The sequence below is a fragment of the Micromonospora lupini genome (assembly GCF_026342015.1).
In the GTDB taxonomy this organism is placed as follows: domain Bacteria; phylum Actinomycetota; class Actinomycetes; order Mycobacteriales; family Micromonosporaceae; genus Micromonospora; species Micromonospora lupini_B.
Genome location: NZ_JAPENL010000002.1, coordinates 1,372,998 through 1,390,766, shown reverse-complemented (window position 1 = coordinate 1,390,766; position 17,769 = coordinate 1,372,998). Strand labels below are relative to the sequence as shown.

Sequence of the window (17,769 nt, the reverse complement as noted above, 5' to 3'; positions counted from 1 at the left end):
ATCTGGGTGTTGCGTGGCGCGATCAGCGAGACACGCGGATCGGCATGATGAGGTACCGATACCCCGGAATGGCCTCGCCATCCTCGCCGGCGGGTGAGATCACCGCGGGCTTGAAGGCGTCGACGAACGACAGCACTGCGGTCTGCGCGCCCAGGTTTGCCAGGCCGTCGATGAGGTACTGAGGATTGAAGCCGATGGTCAGCGCGTCACCTGTGAAGGTGGCCTCCATCGCCTCGCTGGCCCGTGCCTCCTCGGAGCCGCCGGCCTCGACCACCAGGCCGTCGACGCTGAAGCTGAGCAGCACCGGGGTGGTGCGCTCGGCCACCAGGGCGACCCGCTTGACGACCTCGATCAGAGTGCTGACCGACACCCGGGCCTCGGCGTTGTGGGTGGCCGGGAAGAGCGAGCGCACCGGCGGGTAGTTGGCGCCGTCGAGCAGCCGGCTGGTGGTGCGACGGGTGCCACCGGCGAGGCCGACCATGCCCTCGCCGGCCGCGCCCTGGGCGAGGGCGAGGGTGACCTCGCCGCCCAGCGGGCCGAGCGCCTTGGCGGTGTCGTTGAGGGTGCGGGCCGGGACCAACGCGTTGATGCTGACGTCGGGGTCGTCGGGCCGCCACTGGATCTCGCGCAGCGCCAGCCGGTAGCGGTCGGTGGCGAGCATCGACAGCGTGCTGCCGGAGAGCTCGACGCGGACGCCGGTCATCATCGGCAACGTCTCGTCACGGCCTGCGGCGATTGCCACCTGGGAGACGGCTGTGGCGAACGCCGCGGCGTCGACGGTGCCGGCGCTCTGCGGCATCTCGGGCAGGGCCGGGTAGTCCTCCACAGGCATGGTGGGCAGGGTGAACCGGGCGCTGCCGCAGACCAGCTCGAGGTGGGCGCCGACCGCGGCGATGTCGACCGGCTTGGCCGGCAGCGCCTTGGTGATCTCGGCGAGCAGGCGACCGGAGACCAGCGCGGCGCCGTCGGCGTCACCCTGCACCTCGACGGTCACCTGACTGGAGACCTCGTAGTCGAAACCGGAGACCCGCAGGTTGCCGTCGGTGACGCGGAGCATCACCCCGGCGAGCACCGGTACGGATGGCCGGTTCGGCAGGCTCTTCGCGGTCCAGGCCACGGCCTCGGCGAGCGCGTCGCGCTCCACTCGGAACTTCATCAATGCCTCCGCGTCGACGTCAGCGACAACTCTCTCATGCCGACCGCTGCCTACCGTCCCGCCCGACCGTGCGGGTACCCATCGCACCTTAGGGCGCGGGGACATCGGCTGTGCGCCCGACCCCATGGATCGTGTCGATGCTGACCGGCCTGTCCGGCAGCGTTCGGCCCGATCCACAGAAAGCCCAACGGTGATGATTGGTTTTTGTTCTCTTAGAAGAGATAACCCATCGTCTTCATCGCACCTGTGCAAACTGTGGAGAACTCGGGTCTGCGCAGCTCAGACAGGTTATCCACCGGTGAGTTGGCTGTGGAGAACCGGGGGTAAAACTGCCCCGTGTGTCCACAGCCCGGCGACGACGGCGAGTTGTCCACCGTTGTCCACCGGTTGTCCACCGGTAATCCACCGACTTTCTCCCCATGCCTGTGGACGACGGAGAAGATCACCATTGGCGTTGTCCCCAGAACCTTCAACAGCTCGTACACAGGTCGACGATCATCGGTGGACAACCTCGTCGTTGTCCCCAGCCGTCCACAGCGTCGTACACAGGGTTTCTCCACAGCCTGTGGGTAACTGGCGGAGGACGGACCGTAGTTATCCACCGACGGTGGATAACGAGCTGTGGACAACGAATGAGTATCAAGGTGGACACGGCGTCGATCCTGTGGTCTGCACCATGTCGAGGGTCAAGCCTGAGCCGCCCCGGGAGGCCCGCCGAGGCCCGCCGGGGACGAAAAAGAACGCCCGGCCGAAGATCCGGCCGGGCGTGTCCGCTGCGTCGTGCGACGTACCTCTCAGGTGTTCTGCTTGATGCGGTTCGTCAGCTCGGCGATCTGGTTGTAGAGCGAGCGCCGCTCGGCCATCTGCTGACGGATCTTGCGGTCCGCGTGCATGACAGTGGTGTGGTCCCGGCCGCCGAACGCCTGCCCGATCCGTGGCAGCGACAGCTCGGTCAGCTCCCGACAGAGGTACATGGCCACCTGGCGGGCGTTGACCAGCACCCGGGAGCGGGACTGGCCGCGCAGGTCCTCCAGGCTCACCCCGAAGTAGTCGGCAGTGGAGGCCATGATCTGGTCGGCGTTGATCTCCGGCCCGGCGCCGTCGGGCATGAAGTCCCGGAGCACCTCCTCGGCCAGGGACAGCTCGACTGTCGACCGGGTCAGGCTGGCGAACGCCGTCACCCGGATCAGCGCACCCTCCAGTTCCCGGATCGAGTTCGACACCCGGGAGGCGATGAACTCCAACACGTCCGGCGGGGCGTACATCCGCTCCTGCGCCGCCTTCTTCTGCAGGATCGCGATCCGGGTCTCCAGGTCCGGTGGCTGGATGTCGGCCAGCAGTCCCCATTCGAACCGGGTTCGCATCCGGTCCTCAAGGGTGGCGAGCTGACGCGGCGACCGGTCCGAGGTGATCACGATCTGCTTGTTGGCGTTGTGCAGGGTGTTGAAGGTGTGGAAGAACTCCTCCTGCGTACGCTCGCGGTTCTCCAGGAACTGGATGTCGTCGATCAGCAGGATGTCGACGTCGCGGTAGCGCCGCTGGAACGCGCTGGTCTTGTCGTCCCGGAGCGAGTTGATGAAGTCGTTGGTGAACTCCTCGGTCGAGACGTACCGCACCGATCGGGCGTTGCCGAGCGTCGTGGCGTAGTGCCCGATGGCGTGCAGCAGGTGCGTCTTGCCCAACCCGGAGTGCCCGTAGATGAACAGCGGGTTGTACGCCTTCGCCGGCGACTCGGCCACCGCCACGCTCGCCGCGTGGGCGAACCTGTTCGACGAGCCGATGACGAACGTCTCGAACATGTACTTCGGGTTCAGGCGGTTGCCGCCGGTGTCGGTGCCGGGTAGCCGGCGGTCGTCGCGGCCGCCCGCCCGGTGGTCCACCGCACTGCGGCCGGGACCGCTGTCCGTCGCACCGTCGCGGGGTAGCGGACGGATCACGTGCTGGTCCCGGGGCGACGCGGCGTCCTCGCGGTAGCGGGGCTCGTAGGGCCGGGTGTCGGGGCCGGGCGGGTCGAGGCGGGCCGCCTGTTCGTCGTACCCGCGCCGCTCGGGCGCCGGTCGGGGCGAGCGCATCGGCTCGACGAAGGCCGCGCTGAAGAGGGCCTCCTGGCCGTCCCGGCTGGCGGGGATCAGGCCGGACCGGTGCCCGTCGACGGCCGACGCGGGAGGCGGACCCATCGGCGCCGGCGGCACCGCGGTCGGGCGCTGCTGCTCGGGGATGGCCTCGTCGGCCGCGGGTCGCCCGGGGTAGTCGTCGGTCACGGGCCGTCCGGGGTACTCGTCACCGAGCGGGCCGGCCGGCGGACCCTCGACGTCCAGCAGTCCCGGCTCCGGGGTGCTGCGGTAGACGGTGCCGGCCGGGCGCCCGGTGGCGTCCTCGGCCACCCGCACGGTCACGGCCACCTGGATCGGCCGGCCGAGTCGGCGGGTAAGCGCCTCGGTGATCGCCGGGCGGAGCCGTGACTCGATCACGTCCCGGGTGAACGCGTCCGGCACGGAGAGCAGCGCGGTGTCCTCGACGATCGCCCGGAGCCGGGTCAACCGGAGATAGGCACGCTGCTGAGCGGAGATGATCTCGTCGGCGAGCTCGTCGGTCGCCGCCAACCACACCGCGGCAAGGTCGGTCGTACCGGCCACCGTCGTGCCACCCCCTCGCCTCTGCTCCCGGCCGCCGCTGTCTGCCAGCCGGCCGTCCCGGGCCCGCCGCGTGCGCGGGTGGAACATCACCCACCCGGACAGCTGACCAGCGGTCATCCACAGGTTATCCACAGCCTGTGTACCGACCGATTGTGGCCGCCCGCCGGGCGCGGGTGGGACGTGCCCCCTGCCTGGACGTGCGCTGAAGCGGGTTCACCGTGCCGAACGATTCACCAGCGTGTCCGGTCTTGCCTGCGCGCGACGACCGGAGCTTCCGACGCTCACCGCAATCGGGCACGGTAACAGCGTTGTCCCTGCCCCATCAACCGGCGACGCCGCAGCGACCTTGTCGGCATCAGCGAAAACCACCCCTTCGGTCCCGGCCGCGTCCCGATGTCCCCCGCTGTGGGTGTTTGACGGTCATTGCACCCCTGCGTAGGCTGGAGCGGCTGCTCTCTCGTCCTCTGCTAGGGTGATGGGTGCTTGCTGTCCGCGGTCGCATCCCCGCACCGCCGAGGTTCGGCTCCGCAGGGCAGCACCGAATCGTGGTCACCGTCGAGGTGGCCTGGACCACCCCACGACCCCGGCGATCCCGTCGCTCGGGGCGCGTACGAAAACGGAGAGCCTGACGTGAGCAAGCGCACCTACCAGCCGAACAACCGCCGGCGCGCGAAGACCCACGGCTTCCGGCTGCGCATGCGCACCCGTGCCGGCCGTGCCATCCTCTCGAGCCGCCGCGCCAAGGGTCGCACCACCCTGTCGGCCTGAGCCGACCGGGCCGGTCCGGGGGACGTGGGCAGTCGTGCTGGCCGCCGCACAGCGACTGCGGCGTAGCACTGACTTCGCCGCAGCGGTTCGCGGTGGCCGACGCGTCGGCCGAGGCGCGATCGTGGTCCACCTGACCGTGCCGTCGACCACCGGAGCCAGCACAACGACCTCGCCGGAGCCGGCGCGGGACACCGTTGCGGAGCAGCCCTCCGCCCCGGCCCGCGCCGGCTTCGTCGTATCCAAGGCCGTCGGCAACGCGGTGGTCCGCAACCGGGTCCGGCGTCGACTGCGGGCGTTGGTCCGGGAACGGCTGGACGCGCTGCCCGTCGGCAGCACCCTTGTCGTCCGGGCGCTGCCCGCCGCGGCCGAGGCGTCGTACCCTCGGCTCGCCACGGACCTGGACTCCGCCATCGCGGTTGCCCGGGCACCCCGGGAGAGGCGGTCCCGGTGAGCACCGACCCGACCGCCACGCGCCCGACGTCAACGGGTGCCAGGGTGCTGATCGCGCCCATCATCGCGTACCGTCGGTGGATAAGTCCGGCACTGCCGGCTCGCTGTCGGTTCTACCCGTCGTGCAGTGCGTACGCCCAGGAGGCGGTGGCCCGGCACGGCGCGCTCCGGGGAGCCGCGCTTGCGGTCCGGCGGTTGTTGCGCTGCCACCCCTTCCACCCTGGTGGACATGACCCGGTGCCGGAGCCGGGCGGTCGCCGCCGTGCCGATGTGACTGGAGCACCGAATTGAGTCTCGACTGGATCTACTACGCGATTTCGTGGATCCTGCTGACCTGGCACTCCGCCTGGGACGCCATCGGGGTGCCCGTCGACGCGGTGATCGGCACCAACTTCGCCTGGATCCTGGCCATCGTCTTCCTGGTGGTCTCCGTCCGGGTGATCCTGTTCCCGGTCTTCGTCAAGCAGATCAAGTCCCAGCGGGCGATGCAGGCACTGCAGCCCAAGGTCAAGGAGCTGCAGGAGAAGCACAAGGGTGACCGGGAGACGCTCCAGAAGGAAATGATGGAGCTCTACCGGAAGGAAAAGGCCAACCCGCTCATGGGCTGCCTTCCGATGTTCCTCCAGATCCCCGTCTTCCTCGGCCTCTTCCACGTGCTGCGGCGCCTCGACCCGTTCAAGCCGGAAGACAAGAAGACGATCTACGGCTGGACCGTCGACCAGTTCAACAGCGCCTCGAACGCCAAGCTCTTCACCGCCCCGCTCTCCGGCAAGTTCGGATCCACCGCGGAGGATCTGGCCCGCCTCGGCGCCAACGGCACCACGGTCAAGATCATCGCTGGTGTCCTGGTCCTGGTGATGATCGCGACCACCTACCTGACCAGCCGTCAGATGATCCTCAAGACCGGCTGGGCGGAGGACCCGCAGCAGCGGATGATCCAGCGGCTGATGCTCTACGGCATCCCCGCGTCGCTTTTGATCTCCGGCTCGATCTTCCCGATCGGTGTGATCATCTACTGGGTCACGAACAACCTCTTCACCCTCGCCCAGCAGCAGTGGGTGCTGCGGAAGTTCCCGCCGCCGGTGACCGCCAAGAAGGTCACCGCCCCCGCGGCCACCCGCAGCCCGGTGCAGCCCGCCAAGTCGGGCGGCCTGTTCGGGCGCGGCAAGGCCGCCCCCGCGGCCCCGGTCAAGGCGACCGCGCCGAAGGTGGCGGGCCCGAAGCCGGGCGCCAAGCCGGCCAACCCGAAGAAGAGCCGCCCGGCCAAGCGGCAGGGCTGATCCCCGCAGGGCCGTCGTCGGGCAACCGGCGGCGGCCCGACCCCGCATCGCGCAGCCGCCGTACGGCCGGCGCCGGGCGGAACCGACCGCGCGCGACGCGGTCACGGGCGACACTGCCCGTACAGACGTGCCCGTGGGCACCGGCGACCTCCCGCCGGCCCCGGGAAACCAGCGGACCCGACGGTCCGGCCGAGCGAGTACGGAGATGAGACCGTGACCGAGACCAGCATCCCCCGCGCCGAGCAGTCCCTGGACGAGGAGGAGACCGCGACGCTCGCGGTGGACGGCGACGAGACCGAGGTCGACGAGACCGAGGCCGACGGCGACGACACCGAGGCCACCGGCGGTGGTCGTGAGAAGAAGGCCGTGGGCGAGTCCGACCTGTTCCGGCAGAGCGAGATCGCGGCCGACTACGTCGAAGGGCTGCTCGACATCCTCGACTACGACGGCGACATCGACGAACTGGTCGCCGGTGGCCGTCCGGTGGTCGAGGTCGTCGGCGCCCGACTGCAGAACCTGGTCGGCCAGCGCGGTGCCACCCTGGAGGCGCTCCAGGAGCTGACCCGGCTCGCCATCTTCCGGCAGACCGGTACGCCGAGCCGCCTGCTGCTCGACGTCGGCGGCTACCGGGCGAACCGCCGCAAGGAACTCGCTGCCGTCGCGAAGAACGCGGTCGAGAAGGTCAAGGAGTACGGCGAGCCGGTGCGCCTGGAGGCGATGTCCGCGTTCGAGCGCAAGTGCGTTCACGACGTCGTCAACGCCATGGCCGGCGTGGAGAGCGAGTCGGAGGGCGTCGAGCCCAACCGGCGCATCGTCGTGCGGCCGGCGGACTGACCGGGTGACCCACGACGACACCACGGCTGACGCCGTGACCGGCCCGGGCGGCACGCCGTCCGGGCCGTCCGCTGTCCGGCGCACCACCCCGGACACCGACACCGACCCGACGGGGTACGACGGCAGCACCTCCTCGGCTCTCCCCGCCGACGGTTCGCCGTCACCGGGCGGCTCGGCCGACGGTGCACAGGGCGCCTCGGCCGACGGCGCACCGTCGCCGTCGGACGTCGCGCTGCCGCCCGAGCTGGCCCCGGCGGCACTGACCCTCTTCGGTGACCGGCTCGACCTGGCCGCCGCGTACGCCGAAATCCTGGCCACCGACGGCGTGGTCCGCGGTCTGATCGGTCCACGCGAGGCGCCTCGGATCTGGGACCGTCACCTTCTCAACTGCGCCGCGGTGATCGAGCGCATTCCGACCGACGCGCGCGTGCTCGACGTGGGCTCCGGCGCCGGTCTGCCCGGTCTGGTGCTGGCCATCGCGCGCCCCGACCTGACGGTGACCCTGATCGAGCCGCTGGCCCGGCGGACGTCGTTCCTGATCGAGGTAGTGGAGCGACTCGGCCTGACCCGGTCGGTACGTGTGTTCCGCGGCCGGGCCGACGAAGCCGCCAGCGGTTCGAGTGGCCGGGAACCGATAAGCGGCGACGTGGTGACGGCCCGCGCGGTCGCACCGCTGGACCGGTTGGCGACCTGGTGTCTCCCGCTCGCCGTGCGAGGCGGGCGGCTGTTGGCGCTCAAGGGATCGTCCGCCGCTGCGGAGATCGAGGAGCACGCCGACGTCGTGGCGCGGTTCGGTGGCGGGGAGGCCGCCGTACACCTCTGTGGTGTCGGGGTGATCGACCCGCCCACGACCGTGGTGGAGATCGTCCGCGAGCGGATGGTCGGCCCGGCCCGGCCGGCCGCTGCCAAGCGCTCCCGCGGCGGGCGGGCGCGCCGCCGCTGAGCATCACGCCATCGGGCGTCCGGTCGGCGGGTTGCGTCGTTGTACCGGTACGGATGGACGAGGGGATGAGAACCCGACGTGGACCGGCCGCGCCCGTCCGCCGTAGGCTGACCGCGCGTCGATAGTGTGGAGCGGCCGACGGACGTCGCGGACTCCGACCGCTCCCGAGGGGCCGTACGCTCCGGGGTGCGAGCGCGGGTGTGGCCAAGTTGGCCGGGGCGCGGACCGACCATCCGAAGCGGGCAGGGATGACAGGTGCATGACGACGGCAGGTACGACGATCCACGCGTGACCGGGTCAACCAGCGACCCTGTTTCACGTGAAACCGACTACCCCAGCTGGTCGCCCGGTGCCACCGGGCCGTCCATCCATCCGGCGGACGGCGATCCGCTGGCAGCGCGGGACGACTCGGCGGTTCACCTCGCCGGGTTGGAGACTCCCGAGTCGGCGGCTGGTCGTCGAACGTCGGATGGTCCCAGTCGGCCGGGCAACGCGGCCGAGGTGCGACAGCCGCTCGGTCGACGGAACACGGCTGCGGCGGTTCGCTTCGAGCCGGCAGTGCCGCACCAGCCGACCGCCGCGGCGACACGCGACGCCGCGCCGGTGGTCCCCGACGTACCTGTCGCGTCGACCGAGTCGCTGGCCGCGGTCGCGGCCGACCCCACGTACGTTTCACGTGAAACCCCGACGCGCGAAGAGGATGACCCACCGTTGGCTATGGAGGCGATGCGCGCCGTGCAGATCCTGAATCCCAGTGGCGAGGTGACCATGCCTCGACCGGACCGGACCCGGGTCATGTGCGTCGCCAACCAGAAGGGCGGCGTGGGTAAGACCACGACCACGGTCAACCTCGCGGTGGCACTCGCCCTGCATGGCAACCGGGTGCTCGTGGTCGACCTCGACCCGCAGGGCAATGCCTCGACGGGCCTCAACGTGCCGCACCACACCGGCATCCCCGACGTCTACGACTGCCTGATCAACAGTGTGCCGCTCTCGGAGGTGGCGCAGGCGGTCGAGGGCATCCCCAACCTGTGGTGCGTACCCGCCACGATCGACCTCGCGGGCGCGGAGATCGAGCTGGTGTCGGTGGTGGCGCGAGAGTCGCGCCTCGACCGCGCGATCGCCGCCTACCCGGGCCAGTTCGACTACGTCTTCATCGACTGCCCGCCCTCGCTCGGCCTGCTCACGGTCAACGCACTGGTCGCCGCGCAGGAGGTGCTGATCCCGATCCAGTGCGAGTACTACGCGCTGGAGGGGCTCAACCAGTTGATCAACAACATCAACCTGGTGCGGCAACACCTCAACCCGAAGCTCGACGTGTCCACAATCCTGCTCACCATGTACGACAGGCGTACCCGCCTCGCGGACGCGGTCGAACAGGACGTCCGGAACCACTTCGGCGACAAGGTCCTCCAGGCGGTCATCCCCCGCAACGTGCGCGTCTCCGAGGCACCGAGCTACGGCCAGTCCGTGATGACCTACGATCCCGGTTCGCGGGGCGCCACGAGTTACTTCGAGGCTGCCCAGGAGATCGCCGAGCGGGGCGTCAAGGAGCCGGTGGGCCGGAATGCGTAGTGGGGACAAGTCGCTGGGAGGCGTGGCATGAAGAACCGTCCTCGGGGCGGTCTGGGACGGGGCCTGGGGGCGCTCATCCCGACCGGGCCGGTGCCGGGTGCCGCCGGCACCGTAACGGCCGAGCCGGAGAACGGGCACGTTGACGTCGACGATGACGGTGTGGCGTCCGGGACCCTGTCGACGGCACCTGTCGTACCGACACTCCAGCAGAGCGAGCCTGCGCTCAGTCCGGTGCCGGGTGCCCGGTTCGCGGAGATCCCGGTCGACGCGATCGTGCCGAACCCGAAGCAGCCCCGCCAGGTCTTCGACGAGGAGGCGCTGGAGGAACTGAAGACCTCAATCCAGGAGGTCGGTTTCCTTCAGCCGATCGTCGTGCGTCAGCTCGACGAGGAGAAGTACGAGCTGGTGATGGGCGAGCGCCGTTGGCGGGCCGCCCAGGCGGTGGGCCGGGAGAACATCCCCGCGATCGTCCGGGACACCCGCGACGACGCGATGCTCCGCGACGCCCTGCTGGAGAACATCCATCGGGCCAACCTGAACCCGTTGGAAGAGGCCGCCGCGTACCAGCAGTTGCTTGAGGAGTTCGGTGCCACCCACGAGGAGTTGGCCCGCCGGATCGGCCGTAGCCGGCCGCAGATCTCCAACACGATCCGACTCTTGAACCTGCCGGCCCAGGTGCAACGCCGGGTCGCCGCAGGCATCCTGTCGGCCGGTCACGCCCGCGCGCTGTTGAGCCTCGACGACTCGGAGGCCCAGGAGCAGTTGGCGTTGCGGATCGTGGCCGAAGGGCTGTCGGTGCGGGCGACCGAGGAGATCGTGGCTCTCACCCTGAACGACGGTCCCGCGAAGGGCCAGGCCGCCAAACGCCGACCGAAGCCACACGCGCCCGCCCTGACGGATCTCGCCGATCGGTTGTCGGACCGCTTCGACACTCGGGTGAAGGTGGACATCGGCCGGAGCAAGGGCAAGATCACCATCGAGTTCGCCACGGTGGACGACCTGGAGCGGATCGTCGGCATCATCGGCGTGCAGCAGGAAGGGGAGACGGAGGACTGACCGTCCCGTCTCCATCTGCGGCCGCGCCTCCCCTCGGGATGCGCGGCCGTTCCACATCCGTCCGCGTTTCACGTGAAACGGCGCCGTACGTCCAGCGGTCAACGACCCGGCCGCTCCCGGCTGGCCGAGTCCCGGACTCGCCTGCCACGCCAACCCGCAGATGCCACCTGGCGACGGGCGGACGAGGGGCACCAGTTCGCCACGGCCGACGACGGTTGGCTAGGGGCGGGACAGTCGATGGCGGGCCTCAATCCGGATGGCCAACGTGAGGGTGGACGGAGGCAATGCCAGCGAGGCCCGACCCTGCGAAGTCAGCGAGGGATTCAACCCCGCAGAGCCAGCGACGGCGGCGCGGGAGCCAGCGACGGCGGCACCGAGTCAGCGAGAGTGACCGCCGGAACCGGGAGCGCGCTCAGCGCGGCACCCGGCATGCCCTTCGGGGTGCGGAACCGGGCCGAGGGTGGGCGGACGGCAGGGCGGATGACCTACGTGAGCGACGAGGGCGCTTGCGGGGTCTCGGGCCGGCCCCGAGGCACCCCTCTTCGTTTCCGGAGCGGCAGAGGCCCACTGAGAGGGCGCACGGGGACATCTGCTCCTCAGCCCGGATCGGTGATCCGTCGCGGGACCTGATTCAGCCACCCGTTTCACGTGAAACGGCGACCGCGCGGCACCGGCCGCCGGCACGTGTGCACACCAGCCAGGGGCCACCCCTTCCGGTCGCGACGATCTCGGCATCCCACGGGCCCGACGCCTCGACGAGACGGCTCGGCAGCAACGACTGAGGGCCCGAAAAGTTATCCACACCCGTTGTCCACAGGCACCCCTCGTTTCACGTGAAACCCCGCGTGAAAGCGGGTGTCAGCCTGTGGATGACGGCCTGTGTTCGCGTTCTCGGCAGCCTGTGGATATCGCTCTGACGACCAGTGGCGACCACCACAGCGATCGACGACGAACGCTGATCGGGAGGGTCGGGACCGGGCGAACAGGTAGGGACAGCGGTGCCAGACTCGGTTAGGGTCAGCGTCGTGCACGACACCCCTCCCTCAGTCCCGGACTTCACCCAATGGCCCTCGTTTCCCTTCGAGGGTGATCTCCGCGTGAAGCAGCTCGACGACCCGGTCCCGGTCGAACCGCCACGCAAGGGCGAGGGCCTCCGGGAATGCACCGCCTGCAACGCGCCCGACGACGCCTACATCTGGGTGGGAGAGCGATGGCGGGTCCGCGCCATGGACCGGCCGACCGGCCTGCCGATGGTGCTCATCCTGGAATCGCGGACGCACCTCGACCTGGGTGACCTGCCAAATCTGCTCGCTGCCGAGCTGGGTGTGATGACGGTACGTCTGGAGCGGGCCATCCGGTCGCTGGACGGTGTGGCGCGGGTGCACGTCAACCGATGGGGTGACGGCTCCGCACACCTGCACATGTGGTTCCTCGCCCGACCGTACGGCCGGCTTCAGTTGCGAGGGACCTTCCTGTCCCTGTGGGATTCGATCCTGCCCCCGATCTCCGAGGAGCAGTGGCGGGAAAATCTGGCGCTCGTCGCTGCCTGGCTCGCCGAGTTCGGTGGCCGGCCGCTGGCCGAGCCGCCCCGCATCCAGTGGCAGGCGCCGTCGAGCCTGCTGGCCCAGTCCGCCGCAGCCGCCGCGCATGCCGCAGCCGCGCAGGAAGAGGCGGTGTCGGTCATCGAGGCGGCCGAGGAGATCCCGGAGCCAGCAGTAGAGGGCACCACTGACCACGACGCCGGCACCACCGACACCGACGACGCCGCCGGCGCTGACGGTGCCGACGGGGATGGGGACGACGGGGATGGGGACGCTCACGAGGGTCCGCAGAGCCCGGTAGCGGACACCAAATTGGGAGCCGTGCCCTCCGGCGGTCTCGGTGAGCCGGCGCCCGACGCCACCCCGACGTCCGCTGCCGCGTCAACGCCCTCCGACGGTCCGGCAGCCGAACCAGTGGCCGCATCCGCGTCCGCACCCGAAGACGCTCCCGAAGACGCTCGCGATTTGGCAGGCGATGAGCCCGGACCGGTCATCCCGTCTCCCCGCAGCGCCCCCACCGTCGTGACCGCCGACGGGCGCACCCCACCCGACGTGCACACGCCACACTGACCGTCGGTACGGCCACGGGTTGGCGAGAGGCCCGACCGTGCGGCGCTCGCCGGCCGTGCGGCGCTCGCCGGCCGTGCGGCGCTCGCCGGCCGTGCGGCGCTCGCCGAGCGTGCGGCGCTCGCCGAGCGTGCGGCGCTCGCCGAGCGTGCGGCGCTCGCCGGCCGTGCGGCGCTCGCCGAGCGTGCGGCGCTCGCCGACCGTGCGGCCGTCGGGCCGACCGAAGGCGCGATAAGGCGTCGAGGTGGCCAGCCGCGACCAAGGAGTACAGGCCGATCGCACGGACGACGGCCGTGCGATCGGGTCAGGCCGGAGTCGGGCCGCGAAGCCGGCGGCGGCCCGGCTGACAAGCGAGCGGAGGAGGCGGCCGAGCCTCAGCCGACCGCACGGCCGGCGGCCGTGCGACTGGGTCAGGCCAGGGTCAGGCCGTGACGCGGGCGGCGGCCCGGGTGACGAGCGAGCCGAGGAGGCGGCCGAAGTCCAGGCCGGCGGCCTGGACGGCCAGCGGCAGCAGCGACGTCTCCGTCATGCCGGGCGAGACGTTGACCTCCAGCACGTGCGGCCGGCCGGCGGCATCCACGATCACGTCGACCCGGGACAGGTCCCGCAGACCGAGCGCGGTGTGCGCCGCGAGGGCCACGTCGGCCACCGAGGCGGCCACGTCCGGCTCCAGCCGGGCCGGGGCGTGCCACGTGGTCCGACCGGCGGTGTAGCGGGCGGCGTAGTCGTACACGCCGTTGCGCGGCACGATCTCCACAGGCGGCAGCGCCTGCGGGCCGTCCCCGAGGTCGATCACGGAGACCGCCACGTCGATGCCGGGCACGTACCGCTCCACCAGAGCCGTCGAGTCGTACGCGAAGCAGCCGACCATCGCGGCCGGAAGTGACGCGGCGTCGCGGACCACCGCGGCGCCCAGGCCGGAGCCGCCCTGCGCCGGCTTGACCATCAGCGGCAGGCCGAGCCGGTCGGCGATCCGGTCCAGTACGGCGACCGCGCCCAGTTCGGAGAAGCGGTCGTGCGGCAGGGCCACCCAGTCGGGCGTGGGGATGCCGGCCTCGCGCAGAACCGCCTTGGCGGAGGGTTTGTCCCACGCGAGTCGGGAGGCTCGGGCGTCACAGCCGACGTACGGGATGCCGCACAGGTCCAGCACGCCCCGCAGCGAGCCGTCCTCTCCGGTGGCGCCGTGCAGGGCGATCACGACCGCGTCCGGCGGGTCGGCCTTGAGGGCGGGCAGGAGCGCCACGTCGGCATCCCGCAGCTCGGCCTCGACGCCTACGGCACGCAGCGCGTCGAGCACCCGGCGACCGGAGCGCAGCGAGACGTCCCGTTCGTAGGAGAGCCCGCCGGCGAGCACCAGCACACGCAGGTCGGCCGCGACGGCGGAAGCGGTCACGGAGAAGCGCTCGGCGGCGGTCGTACCCATGCCGGCATCATGCCAAGTCAGGACCCGGCACGTCGGAGCCGGGCCGGCCACGCCGCCCGGCGGCACCGCCCACGGCGCCGAAGACGCGTCGCGTCGCGATCTCCTGCTCCATGACGCCGGCCAGTCGGCGGACGCCTTCGCGGATCCGCTCCGGGGGCGGGAAGCTGAAGTTCAGCCGCATGGCGTCGGTGCCCGTGCCGTCGGCGTAGAAGCCGGTGCCTGGCACGTAGGCGACCCGGGCGGCGATGGCACGCGGCATCATTGCCTTCGAGTCGAGCCCGTCCGGCAGGGTGGCCCAGACGAAGAGGCCGCCGGCGGGGGTCGTCCAGCTGGTGCCCTCGGGCATCAGATCGGCCAGCGCGTCGAGCAGCGCGTCGCGACGTTCGCGGTAGACCTCGCGGTAGACCTTGAGCTGTTGCCGCCACGGCATGGTGCCGAGGTAGGTGGCCACGGCGGCCTGCGCGTAACTGCTGGGGCAGAGGATCTGCGCCTCGCTGGCGATGACAAGCTTGTCGCGGACCGCGTGGGGCGCCAGGATCCAGCCGACCCGCAGGCCGGGGGCGAACGTCTTGGAGAAGGTGCTGAGGTAGAAGACGCCCTCGCGCCGCCGGGCCCGCAGCGGGGCCGGGGCCTCACCCTCGAAACCCAGCTGGCCGTACGGGTCGTCCTCGATCACGAGCAGGCCGGCGCGCTCGCAGATGTCGAGGACGCGTTCCCGGCGTTCCTCGCTGAGCGTCACGCCGGCCGGGTTCTGGTAGGTGGGGATGGTGTAGAGGAACTTGACCCGCCGGCCGGCGCGGGCGAGGTCGGTGATTGCCGTCTCCAACGCCTCGGGGATCAGCCCGTCGGCGTCCATCGGCACGTGCACCACCTGCGCCTGGGCGGCCTGGAACACCCCGAGCGCGCCGACGTACGTCGGGCCCTCGGCGAGCACCACGTCGCCGGGGTCGAGGAAGAGCCGGGCCACCAGGTCGAGCGCCTGCTGCCCGCCCACCGTGACCACCACGTCCTCCGGTGAGGCGCCGCACGCGGCGTCGATCCCGGAGAGCGACATCACCTCGCAGATCCGTTCGCGCAGCTCCAGGGTGCCCTGCCCGATGCCGTACTGCAGGGTGGTCGTGCCGTGTTCGGAGCCGAGCCGACCCAGCATCTCGCCGACCGCGTCGAGCGGCAGCGCGGCGATGTACGGGGCGCCGCCGGCGAGGGAGACGACCTCGGGTCGACTGGCCACCGCGAAGAGTGCTCGGATCTCGGAGGCGGTCATCCCGCGTACCCGCCTGGCGTACCGGTCGGTGTAGTCGTCGAGTGTCGTGCCGGTCATGACCTCACCTCGATCGCTGCTCGGGTGGCTCCCGCCCCGGGTACCCCGCACGCTCGTGACCATGGCGGCGGCACACCGATTGTCGATCCTAGCTGCCCAGGGGCAGCCTGCCGCCGTGCCGGAACGGATCGACCACATGGCGGACCGTCCCCGGTGTGGTGGGCATCTGCGCGTCCCCTCCCGTGCGGTCGATCGGCGGCGTACGATCGCTCGTCGGGGCCAGAAGGCGGCACTGTCGTTCCATGCCGGCCTCACGACCGAGCCTATTGTGGGGATGCGCCATATGTCGCGACGTCTGGTCAGCCTGACCCTCGACACCCTGGAGGATCTGCCGCGTCCCTGTCGCCAGTGCGTCTACTGGGAGCTGGATCCGGTCTCCGCCGACCGGGCCTGCGCCGCCGGTGACCCGGGCCTGGAGAAGGAGGCGTGGGTCTCCCAGACCCTGCTGGAGTGGGGCTCCTGCGGCAAGCTCGCGTACGTCGACGGCATGCCGGCGGGCTTCGTGATGTACGCGCCGCCCGCCTACGTCCCCCGCTCGATGGCCTTCCCGACCTCGCCGGTCTCCGCGGACGCCGCCCTGTTGATGACCGCCAACGTGGTCGCCGCGTTCGCCGGTGGCGGGTTGGGCCGGATGTTGGTGCAGGGAGTCGCCCGGGACCTGACGAAGCGGGGGATCAAGGCGATCGAGGCGTTCGGCGACGCCAAGTTCGGTGACGCGGACGACCCGGCCGGCGGGTGCGTGGCACCGGCAGACTTCTTCCTCTCCGTCGGCTTCAAGACGGTACGTCCGCATCCCCGGTTCCCACGGCTGCGTCTTGAGTTGCGCACCGCGCTGAGCTGGAAGTCCGACGTCGAGTACGCGTTGGAGAAGCTGCTCGGGTCGATGAGCCCGGAGACCCTGCTCCGGCCCGTCCGCCCCGCCCCGGCCACCCGCTCGACTGGTGGTTGAGGCGGACCTCAGTCGACCACCGTGCCGGCGGTCACCACCGTACGCAGCTCACTGACGTCGAGCGAGCCTGTCGGCACGTCCCGTTCGATCGGGTAGTACATCCGCTGCACCGCCGCCACGATCGCCTCCACCACCCGGTCCCGGAACAGGGGGTCGACGAGCCGGGCACGGTCCACGGGCGAGGTGAGGTAGCCGACCTCGACGCGGACCGCCGGCATCCGCGTCAGCCGCAGCAGGTCCCACGCCTTGGCGTGCGTACGGCAGTCCCGCAACCCGGTCCGCGCCACGATCTCCCGCTGCACCAATCCGGCCAGCCGCTCACCGGTCGCCGAGGTCACCCCGTTGTCGGTGCCGTAGTGGTAGGTCGCCACCCCCTCCGCGTCCGGGTTGGCGTGTCCGTCCAGGTGCAGCGAGATGAACACGTCGGCGCCGAGTGAGTTCGCCAGGAGCGCCCGGTCGGTGTCCGGCAGGCACTTGTCGGGCGCCGGGCCGCGGGTGAGCTGGACCCGCACTCCGGACGCGGCGAGCCGCCCCTCCAGCCGGCTCGCCAGGTCGTGTACGAGGTCCGCCTCAGTCCAGCGCAGCGGCCCGTCCGGCACGACCATGCCCGGGTCGGTGCCGCCGTGCCCGGGGTCGATGACCACCGTCTTGCCGACCAGCGCCGGCCCGGACTGGCGGATCGCGTCGGACTCGCGAAGCCACTGGGGGCGACCGCCGACGACCTTGCGACCGATCCGGCGCAGCGCGTCCATCGTGTGCGGCCCGCAGGAGCCGTCGGGGGTGAGCCCGACCTCACGCTGGAACTGGGCCACCGCCCGGGAGGTCCGGATGCCGTAGATGGCGTCGGCGCGGCCGACGTCGTACCCCATTTCCAGGAGCCGTTCCTGCAGCGACCGGACGTCCTCGCCGGTGAGCGGCTCGGGGATCGCGTGGTAGAGGGTGCGGGCGCCGAGCCGCCAGCGGGCGGCGTCCAACGCGCCCCAGGTCTCGGAGCCGACCCGGCCGTCCACGCTGAGCCCACGGGACTGCTGGAACGCCCGGACCGCGCGTTCGGTGTCCAGGTCGAACTCGTCGGTGGGCGAACCGGCGGCGGCGAGCAGGTCGAGGCCGGTGAGGATGGTACGGATCTCCGTGACCGCGGGTCCCCGGTCTCCGGCTCGGATCGGACGCACGCACGACCCCCTCTGCACGAGTCTGGCTGGCCGGGCGGCCCCGGCTTGAGGTTATGCGTTCCGGAGCGGCCAGGTGGCTCGGCCTGGAAAAACTCCGT

Annotated in this window: 14 protein-coding genes and 1 pseudogene; 10 read left to right on the top strand and 5 right to left on the bottom strand. The window is 71.0% G+C overall.

All coding sequences use genetic code 11. The features are described 5' to 3' along the window. Positions 1 to 22: 22 nt before the first annotated feature. Positions 23 to 1,156, bottom strand: coding sequence for a DNA polymerase III subunit beta (gene dnaN / locus OOJ91_RS21290; RefSeq protein ID WP_266247533.1), 1,134 nt, complete (start codon positions 1,154 to 1,156; stop codon positions 23 to 25). Positions 1,157 to 1,950: 794 nt separating this feature from the next. Next, positions 1,951 to 3,792, bottom strand: coding sequence for a chromosomal replication initiator protein DnaA (gene dnaA, locus OOJ91_RS21285; protein ID WP_266249788.1), 1,842 nt, complete (start codon positions 3,790 to 3,792; stop codon positions 1,951 to 1,953). Between the two features lie 630 nt (positions 3,793 to 4,422). Between dnaA and rpmH the strand changes: the two genes are divergently transcribed. The 9 genes and pseudogenes from rpmH to OOJ91_RS21240 all read left to right on the top strand — a co-directional run bounded on the left by rpmH (position 4,423) and on the right by OOJ91_RS21240 (position 12,809). After that, complete coding sequence (rpmH, locus tag OOJ91_RS21280) at positions 4,423 to 4,560, top strand: 50S ribosomal protein L34 (protein ID WP_007453904.1); 138 nt, start codon at positions 4,423 to 4,425, stop codon at positions 4,558 to 4,560. Between the two features lie 34 nt (positions 4,561 to 4,594). Further along, positions 4,595 to 5,011 carry a ribonuclease P protein component gene (gene rnpA, locus OOJ91_RS21275; RefSeq protein WP_266247529.1) on the top strand — a complete coding sequence of 139 codons (417 nt, stop codon included), beginning with the start codon at positions 4,595 to 4,597 and terminating at the stop codon, positions 5,009 to 5,011. Continuing rightward, the gene (gene yidD, locus OOJ91_RS21270) at positions 5,008 to 5,301 is read left to right on the top strand and encodes a membrane protein insertion efficiency factor YidD (RefSeq protein ID WP_007453899.1); all 294 of its coding nucleotides are present in this window, start codon (positions 5,008 to 5,010) and stop codon (positions 5,299 to 5,301) included. Before rnpA ends, yidD begins: the two co-directional genes overlap by 4 nt. Continuing rightward, a complete protein-coding gene (gene yidC, locus OOJ91_RS21265) occupies positions 5,298 to 6,290 on the top strand; it encodes a membrane protein insertase YidC (RefSeq protein WP_266247525.1) in 993 nt (330 codons plus the stop codon). Before yidD ends, yidC begins: the two co-directional genes overlap by 4 nt. Positions 6,291 to 6,569: 279 nt before the next feature. Then, entirely contained in the window at positions 6,570 to 7,124 is a 555-nt protein-coding gene (locus OOJ91_RS21260) for a protein jag (RefSeq protein WP_439117124.1), read from the top strand. 244 nt (positions 7,125 to 7,368) lie between these two features. Further along, complete coding sequence (gene rsmG, locus OOJ91_RS21255) at positions 7,369 to 8,067, top strand: 16S rRNA (guanine(527)-N(7))-methyltransferase RsmG (RefSeq protein WP_439117123.1); 699 nt, start codon at positions 7,369 to 7,371, stop codon at positions 8,065 to 8,067. A gap of 501 nt (positions 8,068 to 8,568) precedes the next feature. After that, a complete protein-coding gene (locus OOJ91_RS21250; RefSeq protein WP_439117088.1) occupies positions 8,569 to 9,642 on the top strand; it encodes a ParA family protein in 1,074 nt (357 codons plus the stop codon). Between the two features lie 219 nt (positions 9,643 to 9,861). After that, positions 9,862 to 10,698 (top strand): annotated as a pseudogene (locus tag OOJ91_RS21245) (ParB/RepB/Spo0J family partition protein); the annotation flags it as partial. A gap of 1,025 nt (positions 10,699 to 11,723) precedes the next feature. Next, the gene (locus OOJ91_RS21240; RefSeq protein WP_323178539.1) at positions 11,724 to 12,809 is read left to right on the top strand and encodes a hypothetical protein; all 1,086 of its coding nucleotides are present in this window, start codon (positions 11,724 to 11,726) and stop codon (positions 12,807 to 12,809) included. 418 nt (positions 12,810 to 13,227) lie between these two features. On the opposite strand, the gene OOJ91_RS21235 is transcribed toward OOJ91_RS21240, so the two are convergent. Beyond that, positions 13,228 to 14,229, bottom strand: coding sequence for a D-alanine--D-alanine ligase family protein (locus tag OOJ91_RS21235; RefSeq protein ID WP_266247516.1), 1,002 nt, complete (start codon positions 14,227 to 14,229; stop codon positions 13,228 to 13,230). Between the two features lie 7 nt (positions 14,230 to 14,236). Then, positions 14,237 to 15,550 (bottom strand): PLP-dependent aminotransferase family protein, encoded by a 1,314-nt coding sequence (locus OOJ91_RS21230; RefSeq protein ID WP_266247514.1) that lies wholly within the window; start codon positions 15,548 to 15,550, stop codon positions 14,237 to 14,239. 283 nt (positions 15,551 to 15,833) lie between these two features. Between OOJ91_RS21230 and OOJ91_RS21225 the strand changes: the two genes are divergently transcribed. Continuing rightward, the gene (locus tag OOJ91_RS21225) at positions 15,834 to 16,499 is read left to right on the top strand and encodes a GNAT family N-acetyltransferase (RefSeq protein ID WP_074315552.1); all 666 of its coding nucleotides are present in this window, start codon (positions 15,834 to 15,836) and stop codon (positions 16,497 to 16,499) included. A gap of 8 nt (positions 16,500 to 16,507) precedes the next feature. Here the strand turns inward: OOJ91_RS21225 and OOJ91_RS21220 are convergent, their stop codons facing one another. Further along, positions 16,508 to 17,671, bottom strand: coding sequence for an N-acetylmuramoyl-L-alanine amidase (locus OOJ91_RS21220; RefSeq protein WP_266247505.1), 1,164 nt, complete (start codon positions 17,669 to 17,671; stop codon positions 16,508 to 16,510). Positions 17,672 to 17,769: the final 98 nt, after the last annotated feature.

Coding starts and splice junctions, on each gene's coding strand:
- dnaN (WP_266247533.1), bottom strand. CDS start 1,156: ATGAAGTTCCGAGTGGAGCGCGACGCGCTCGCCGAGGCCGTGGCCTGG.
- OOJ91_RS21235 (WP_266247516.1), bottom strand. CDS start 14,229: ATGGGTACGACCGCCGCCGAGCGCTTCTCCGTGACCGCTTCCGCCGTC.
- OOJ91_RS21230 (WP_266247514.1), bottom strand. CDS start 15,550: ATGACCGGCACGACACTCGACGACTACACCGACCGGTACGCCAGGCGG.
- OOJ91_RS21225 (WP_074315552.1), top strand. CDS start 15,834: ATGTCGCGACGTCTGGTCAGCCTGACCCTCGACACCCTGGAGGATCTG.